The 7,302-nt window shown below is 68.2% G+C and carries 5 protein-coding genes; 1 reads left to right on the top strand and 4 read right to left on the bottom strand.

Going from position 1 to position 7,302, the window contains the following annotated elements; genetic code table 11:
- Nucleotides 1-191: 191 nt before the first annotated feature.
- On the bottom strand, nt 192-1,673 hold the full coding sequence (locus MHN80_RS25155; RefSeq protein ID WP_239404087.1) for an NAD(P)/FAD-dependent oxidoreductase: 1,482 nt from the start codon (nt 1,671-1,673) through the stop codon (nt 192-194).
- Between the two features lie 120 nt (nt 1,674-1,793).
- Between MHN80_RS25155 and MHN80_RS25150 the strand changes: the two genes are divergently transcribed.
- Nucleotides 1,794-3,011: an MFS transporter gene (locus MHN80_RS25150; RefSeq protein WP_239404086.1), complete on the top strand. Its 1,218-nt coding sequence runs from the start codon at nt 1,794-1,796 to the stop codon at nt 3,009-3,011.
- Here the strand turns inward: MHN80_RS25150 and malQ are convergent.
- The 3 genes from malQ to MHN80_RS25135 all read right to left on the bottom strand — a co-directional run bounded on the left by malQ (nt 2,983) and on the right by MHN80_RS25135 (nt 7,271).
- The gene (gene malQ / locus MHN80_RS25145) at nt 2,983-5,115 is read right to left on the bottom strand and encodes a 4-alpha-glucanotransferase (protein WP_239404088.1); all 2,133 of its coding nucleotides are present in this window, start codon (nt 5,113-5,115) and stop codon (nt 2,983-2,985) included. The genes MHN80_RS25150 and malQ overlap by 29 nt on opposite strands.
- A gap of 79 nt (nt 5,116-5,194) precedes the next feature.
- Nucleotides 5,195-6,637, bottom strand: coding sequence for an FAD-binding oxidoreductase (locus tag MHN80_RS25140; RefSeq protein ID WP_239404085.1), 1,443 nt, complete (start codon nt 6,635-6,637; stop codon nt 5,195-5,197).
- Complete coding sequence (locus MHN80_RS25135; protein ID WP_239404084.1) at nt 6,618-7,271, bottom strand: SDR family oxidoreductase; 654 nt, start codon at nt 7,269-7,271, stop codon at nt 6,618-6,620. The genes MHN80_RS25140 and MHN80_RS25135 overlap by 20 nt, the downstream gene beginning before the upstream one ends.
- Nucleotides 7,272-7,302 lie beyond the last annotated feature (31 nt).

Genomic DNA, 7,302 nt, shown 5'->3' with positions numbered 1-7,302 from the left:
TACTTTCACTGAAAGTGCCTTCTGAGCTGGAATGTTTTGTTGTCTCAACACCACCAATCATTCCAGCTCAGAGGGCATTTTCACGTTATCGACACCCCGCACCCGTCCACGGATCCAGGCTCAGGGAACGGTGGACGCTCGCAAGCTCGCTGCTCAGGGAACGGTGGTGAGCGAGGTGTTCTCGTGAGCGATCAGCTGAACTCGTAGTCGCGCAACGGGAACGAGTTCATCTCGCGCAGGGTGCGCAACGTGGAGGCCGGACGCAGGAGCGTCGCCTCGCCGTGCTGGTTGAAGTAGTAGCTGCGCGAGGTCGCACAGTCCCCGTTGTAGAAGACCGAGGACTGCAGCCGGTCGGTCACCTCGTCGAGGAAGGCATCGTTGGCCGCCTCGGTGACCTCGAAGGTGTGCCGGCCGCGGCGTCGGAGTTCGCCGAAGAGGCGTGCGATGTGTTTCATCTGCCCCTCGATGGTCGTGAAGTACGACAGCCCGCTGTACGAATACGGACTGTTGAGGGACAACAGATTCGGGAACTTGGGGACCGTCACACCCTCGTAGGCCTGAAAACGGTTCTCGCGCCAGAAGTTCCCGAGGTTGCGTCCGTCCCGACCGATGATGTCGAAGGCCGGGAAGTTGACGTCCCAGAGGTTGAACCCGGTGGCGAGGACGAGGGTGTCGATCTCGGTGCGCGTGCCGTCGGCCGCGAGGATCGCATCGGCCTCGAGGCGGGCGATACCGCTGGTCTCCAGCGTCACGTTCGGCTTGGCGAAGCTGGCGAAGTAGGTGTTGGAGAAGGTCGGACGCTTGCATCCGAAGTCGTAGTCCGGCGTCAGCTTGCGCCGCAGTTCCGGGTCGTCGATCTGCGACCGCAGGTGCGCCTTGGCCAGTCGGGCGGCCAACCGGTTGCCCGGCTTGACCTGCTTGAAGTGCAGGACGCCGAACACCATCAGCAGCTCCAGCAGCGACGAATTGACTCCTCGCGCAGCCCGTTGCGTGACCGGAATCCGCCGGAACAGCTGTTGCACGACCGCCGGGATCGCGAAATCGATCTTGGGGACCACCCAGATCGCGGTGCGCTGGAACACGGTCAGGGCGTCGGCGCGGGCGGCGATCTCCGGGATGAGCTGCACGGCGGTGGCTCCGGTGCCGATCACCGCGACCTTCTTGCCCGTGAAGTCGAAGCCGTCCTTCCAGGCAGCGGTGTGCAGGATCGTGCCCGCGAAGTTCTTGATCCCGGGGAACTCCGGGACGTGCGGTTGCGACAGGAACCCCGTCGCGGTCACCAGATAGCGGGCGGTGCGCTCGCTCCCGTCACCTGTGCGGACACGCCACAGCTGATCGTCGGGGTCCCATGAGGCGGACTCCACGAGCGTCCCGAACTCCATGTGCCGCTTCAGGTCGTATTTGTCCGCGACGTGATGGGCGTAGCGCTTGAGCTCGGCGCCCGGCGCGAACAGCCGGGACCAGTTCGGGTTCGGTTCGAACGAATAGGAATAGGTGACCGAGGCGATGTCGACGGCCAGTCCGGGGTAGTGGTTCACGTGCCACGTACCGCCCAGGTCGTCTTCGCGTTCGAGGATCGCGATGTTGTCCAAGCCCTGGCGCTTGAGTTCGATCGCGGCGCCCATTCCGCCGAAGCCGGCACCCACGATCACGACGTCGAGTTCTGGTTGCATCCGACACCCCCAACTAGCTGTTCGGCGAACTTAACTGTTACCACCAGTTACTGTAACTCAGCACACAGCGCCGGACCAGAGCCGGACCCGTCGGACCGCGTCGGTAGCGTGTCAGCTGCCATGTCTGACCGTGCGAATACTCCCGCCTCCCCCGCCCCGACCGGCGCATCCTTCGCCGCTGCCGTCTACGCCTTCGCGGTGATCATGCTGGGCACCACGCTGCCCACGCCGCTCTACGCGATCTACGGCGAGGAACTCGGTTTCGGCGTCACCACCACGACCGTGATCTTCGCCGTCTACGCGGCCGGCGTCATCGCTGCACTGATCGGTTTCGGACGCTGGTCCGACGTCATCGGCCGACGCAAGATGCTCATCGCCGGCGCGATCCTGTCGGCGATCAGCGCCGTCGTCTTCCTGACCGCCGGCCCGGTCTGGCAGTTGCTGCTGGGCCGCGTACTGTCCGGCCTGTCCGCAGGCGTCTACGCCGGCGCCGCCACCACGGCGGTCATCGAACTGGCCCCGGCCTCGTGGCGCGGCCGCGCCCCGGCCGTGGCGACCGCCGCCAACATCGGCGGCCTGGGGCTCGGACCGCTGATCGCCGGACTCCTCGCCGAGTACGCCCCGTCCCCGCTGCACACCCCGTTCGTGCTCGATCTGGCCCTGCTGGTCCTGGTCTTCATCGGCATCTGGCGGCTGCCCGAGACGGTCGACGTCGTGCCGGGCGCGCAGCTGAGCGTGCAGCGGCTCTCGGTCCCGGCCGACATCCGCGGCGTCTTCGTCCGGGCGTCGATCGCGGCATTCGCCGGGTTCGCGGTGATGGGCACCTTCACCGGCGTGATGCCCTCCTTCGTCACGAACATCCTCGGCATCGACGACCACGCGTTCACCGGTTTCCTGGTGTTCGTGCTGTTCGCGTCCTCGGCCCTCACCCAGATCGTCGTGCGCCGGATGCCCACCGAACCGGCCCTGATCGCCGGCTGCGCCATCCTCATCCTCGGGACGGGCCTGTCGATCCTCGGACTTGTCGCCGCATCGACCCCGGCGTTGCTCGGCGGAGCGGTGATCTGCGGTGTCGGGCAGGGTATGTCGTTCAGCAAGGGACTGGCGTCGGTGGTCGCGGCGACCCCGGCGGGCCGCAAGGCCGAGGTCACCTCGACCTACTTCGTCGTCGCCTACGTCGCGATCTCGATCCCGATCGTCGGCCAGGGGATCACCGCGCAGCACTGGGGCCTGCGGCCCGCCGGGATCGCGTTCAACATCGGGGTCGCCGTGCTGGCCCTCGTCGCACTCGTACTGACCATCGTCTCGGTCAGGAACCTGGCACGCCCGACTCGTTGAGAACCGACACGAGGCGCCGGAACCGCACGCTGCTGACGAGATCCTCGACGAGGACCACATCGCCCTCCGCATTCGCGAGTGGGACACGCCAGTTCGGATATTGGGTGCTGTCGGTGCCCGGTTGGTTCTGAATCCGTCGCTCCCCCACCGCATCCACGAGGGCGACGCTCAGCAGCACCGACGGGGTACATGCGATCACCGCGTACAGCGCGTCGACGACCGCGGGATCCGTCAGCGGTGTGTCCCGGGACAGCAGGCCGCGTTCGTAGGCCAGTTCGAGCACGGCGTCGCGTTCGCGCGCATCGCGCTCCCGCTCGGCGTCCTCGCCGGAGGCGAGCAGGCCCAGCCGCGATCGCAGCGCGATGTGGTCGCCCGCCAGATATCCCACGGTCGGGGGCAGGTCGTGCGTCGTCACCGAGGTCAGACACAGCTCGCGGTAGTCCTCGGGCGGGATCGCCGCGTCGGGTCCCTGCTCGAACCACAGGATCGAGGTGCCGAGGATTCCCCGTTCGCGGAGCGAATCCTGCACCGACGGTTCGAAGACGCCGAGATCCTCACCGACGACCACGGCGTCGGCGCGTTGCGCCTCGAGCGCCAGGATGCCGATCAGTGCCTCACTGTCGTAGTGCACGTACGTCCCCTGCGCGGGACTGCTCCCGTCGGGAATCCACCACAGCCGGAACAGGCCGAGGATGTGGTCGACCCGCACACCTCCCGCGTGCCGCAGGACGGTGCGGAGCATGTCGCGGTACGGCTCGTACCCTGCCTCGGCGAGGCGCCGCGGATGCCACGGCGGTTGGTCCCAGTTCTGTCCTTGCTGGTTGAAGCCGTCGGGCGGCGCCCCCACGGTCGCCCCTGACGCGAGCACGTCACCGAGCGCCCATGCGTCGGCGCTGTGCCGGGCGACGCCCACCGCGAGGTCGGCCATCACGCCGATCCCCATGCCCGCGGAGCGCGCCGCGTGAGCGGCGGTGGCGAGTTGCTCGTCGCAGAGCCATTGCAGCCACATGTGGAAGTCGATGCGGCGGGCCAGTTTCCGGCGCTTCTTCGTCAGGTACTCGCGGTCGAGGAACTTGCCGTGCCAGCGCGGGTCGTCGGCGCCGTAACGCTCGGCGAGCGCGCACCACGTCGCGAAACGCTTGAGGCCCTTGCCCTCCCGACGCCGGAACTCGCGGTACGCACCGGCGCGGGCGGGGGCGAGCGGGACGCCGTAGATCAGCTCGAGGGCCTCCATCTTGGCGCGGAAGGCCTTGTTGCGCCGGATCTTGTCGGTGGCGGTGTTCTCGGCGAGGAAGCTGCGACCGAGAGCCCGGACCGACTTGCGCTGCGACTTCGACAATCCGTCGAGTTCGGGGATATCGGTGATCCGGATGTAGAGCGGATTGACGAAGCGTCGTGTCACCGGCAGATACGGTGACGCCTCGATCGGCACCTGCGGCTGTGCGGCATGCAGCGGATTGACCTGGACGAAGTCGGCGCCGTACGCGCTCGCGGCCACCTCGCAGATACCGGCGAGATCGGCGAAGTCGCCCACGCCCCACGAATCCGCCGACCGGATCGAGTACAGCTGCACGGCAAGGCCCCACCGCTTCCGGCCGGTCAACCGGTCCGCGGTGTGCAGGCGGCGCGGCGTCACGATCAGCGGCGCACTCGACGCCGACGAATCGTCGAGATCGAGCGCTTTGATCTGGTGATACCCGGGTGGCAGGTCATCGGGCACGGCGAACGTCGCGCGCCCGACGAGCACGGCGTCGACCTCGCGCGGTTCGACCCAGACGTCGAGTTGCGGCGCGGCGACGTCGTCGCCGGTCTCGCTGACGATCCACACCTTCACCAGATGTCCGTGCGGGACATGGACGGCGAACGTGGCACCGGACCCCTCGGTCACGACCGTCACCGCAGGCACGAATTCGCGCCACGGTTGGTCGTCGATCTCGCGGATCGACTCCTCGATCTCCTCGTCCGACCCGGCGGGCACCTCGAGCGCCCGGAGGACAGCGACCAGGGTCTCGGGGTCGACGTCGTGGCGCTTCTCACCCCAGCCGACGTAGTCGGTGGCGACACCGTAGCGGTGCGCCAGTGCGGTCAACCGATCGAGGTTCACATCAGCCACCCGTGCATGATCGCAGTAATTCCGCACGCGCGCCGTGCTCGTCGCCCGGTTCCCTCCGAGAGCACGGTGCTCACCCGAACAGCACCCCCGGATTGAGCAACCCCCGCGGGTCGAGTGCCGTTTTGATCGCGCGCATGGTCGCGAGATCGGTGGTGTCGCGGCCGAGGTGGGTCCAGGCCACCTTCGCGCGCCCGATGCCGTGCTCGGCGCTGATGCTGCCACCGTTGGCGGCGACGATCCCGAACACGGTGTCGGTGACCGCAGTCGTCTGTTCCGCCGGGACGTCGAGCAGATTGACGTGGATGTTGCCGTCGCCGATGTGTCCGAAGAGAATCGGCCGGCAGGGGAAGGGGTCGTGGACGCCGACCCGGGACAGTTCCGCGAACGCCTCGGGCAGGGCTCTGATCGGCACCGAGATGTCGAGTTTGACGACCGGCGTCGAACTGGAGCGGGCGATGGCCTCGGTGTGACCTTCGCGACCGGCCCAGAGTGCGCGGGCGGGCGCCGGCTCGAGCACGGCATCGATGATGCCCGCCGTGGCGTCGAGGAGTTCGGTTGTCGCCGACTCGATGTCACCGGTTCCCGACAGCTCCACGAGGACGTAGAACGGTCCGGGCGTCGTGGTCGGTCGCCGATGCCCGTGCCGAGCCACGAGCGCGACACCGGCGTCGGTCATCAGTTCGGCGGCCTCGACGGTCAGCCCCGCCGACGCCGCCGCGCCGAGCAACTCGACGGCGTTCTCGACACGTTCGACCGACGCGACCGCGACCGTGGCGGCCGCGGGCGGTGCGACGAGCCTGAACAGAACGCGGGTGATCACCGCGAGGGTTCCTTCACTCCCGGCGAGGAGCGACGGGAGGTCGTATCCCACGTTGTCCTTGACCAGCGAGGTCCATCTGCGCAGGACGCTGCCGTCCGCGAGGACCGCCTCAATCCCCAGGATCTGCGATCTGGCATTGCCCCGGCGGATCATCCGCGTGCCACCGGCATTGGTCGACACCACCCCGCCCGCGGTCGCGCTCTGCCGCGAGGCGAGGTCGACGCCGAATGCCAGACCGGACTGCCTCGCCCGGTCATCGATCGACTCGACGGTCGCGCCGGCCTGGACGCCGACGCAACGGCCGACGGTGTCCACGTCGTCGATGTCGGTCATCCGCACCGTCGACAGCACGATCAGCGGATAGGCCGACCCGTCGCGCGCCGGTGGTACCGAACCGCCGACGAGCCCGGTGTTGCCGCCCTGCACGCAGATCCGCACCCCCGACCGGGCGCACCCGGCGACCACGCGCGAGACCTCGTCGGTGGTGCGGGGGCGGATCACCGCGTCGGCCTCACCGCGGTACCGGCCGGTCCAGTCGGTCAGGAAGCCGGCCATCGCGCCGGGGTCGGTGAGGACATTCGTCTCGCCGACGATCTCCCGGAGCGAGGTCAGGACTCCGTCGATCTCCGCCGGCGGGGTTGGGTCGGGATCGCCCCGGCGAGAACCGAGATCGTCAGGACCGTGGGAACGCATCGAGGATCGGGGTGTCGCCGTCGTTGAACTCGATCACCTCGTGCACCGACGCGGGATGGTCGATCACGGCGGCCGCGACCTGGGCGACATTGTCACGGCTGACCTCGTCACCCTCGACCCGGTCGCCGCCGAGCGTGATGCTGCCGCTGCCGTCCTCGTCGGTCAGCTTGCTGGGCCCGAGGATCGTCCAGTCGAGTTCGGTGGATTTCAGGTACGTGTCCGCGGCCGCCTTGGCCTCGGCATAGGCGTGGAATGAGTTGTCCTCGGGCACACCGTGATCGGGTCCGGCGCCGAAGTAGGACACCATCACGTACCGGCGAACCCCGGCGCGCACGGCAGCGTCCATGGACCGGATCGCGGCATCCCGGTCGACGGCATACGTCCGCGACGCATCCCCGCCGCCGGCGCCCGCGGTCCACACCACGGCGTCGTGGCCGGAGATCGCGGTCGCGATGCCGGTGGTGTCGAGGGTCTCGACGTCGGCGACCACGGGCACGGCGCCGGTGTCCGCGACGTCCTCGGCGTGTTCGGGGTTACGGATGATCGAGGTCACCTCGTCACCGCGGGCCGTCAGGATCCGGGCCAGTCGCACTGCGATCTTGCCGTGTCCGCCGATGATCGCCACTCGAGTCACTGGATGCTCACTTTCGGTTGCTCATTTGTGC

This window comes from Gordonia sp. McavH-238-E, from assembly GCF_022348225.1.
Classification (GTDB): Bacteria; Actinomycetota; Actinomycetes; order Mycobacteriales; family Mycobacteriaceae; genus Gordonia; species Gordonia terrae.
The sequence above is the reverse complement of the archived record's forward strand: the minus strand, read 5'-3'. Positions and strand labels throughout refer to the sequence as shown.

What these genes read in the sequence shown, in the direction of transcription:
- MHN80_RS25155 (WP_239404087.1), bottom strand. Translation starts at nt 1,673, where the DNA reads ATGCAACCAGAACTCGACGTCGTGATCGTGGGTGCCGGCTTCGGCGGA.
- MHN80_RS25150 (WP_239404086.1), top strand. Translation starts at nt 1,794, where the DNA reads ATGTCTGACCGTGCGAATACTCCCGCCTCCCCCGCCCCGACCGGCGCA.
- MHN80_RS25140 (WP_239404085.1), bottom strand. Translation starts at nt 6,637, where the DNA reads ATGCGTTCCCACGGTCCTGACGATCTCGGTTCTCGCCGGGGCGATCCC.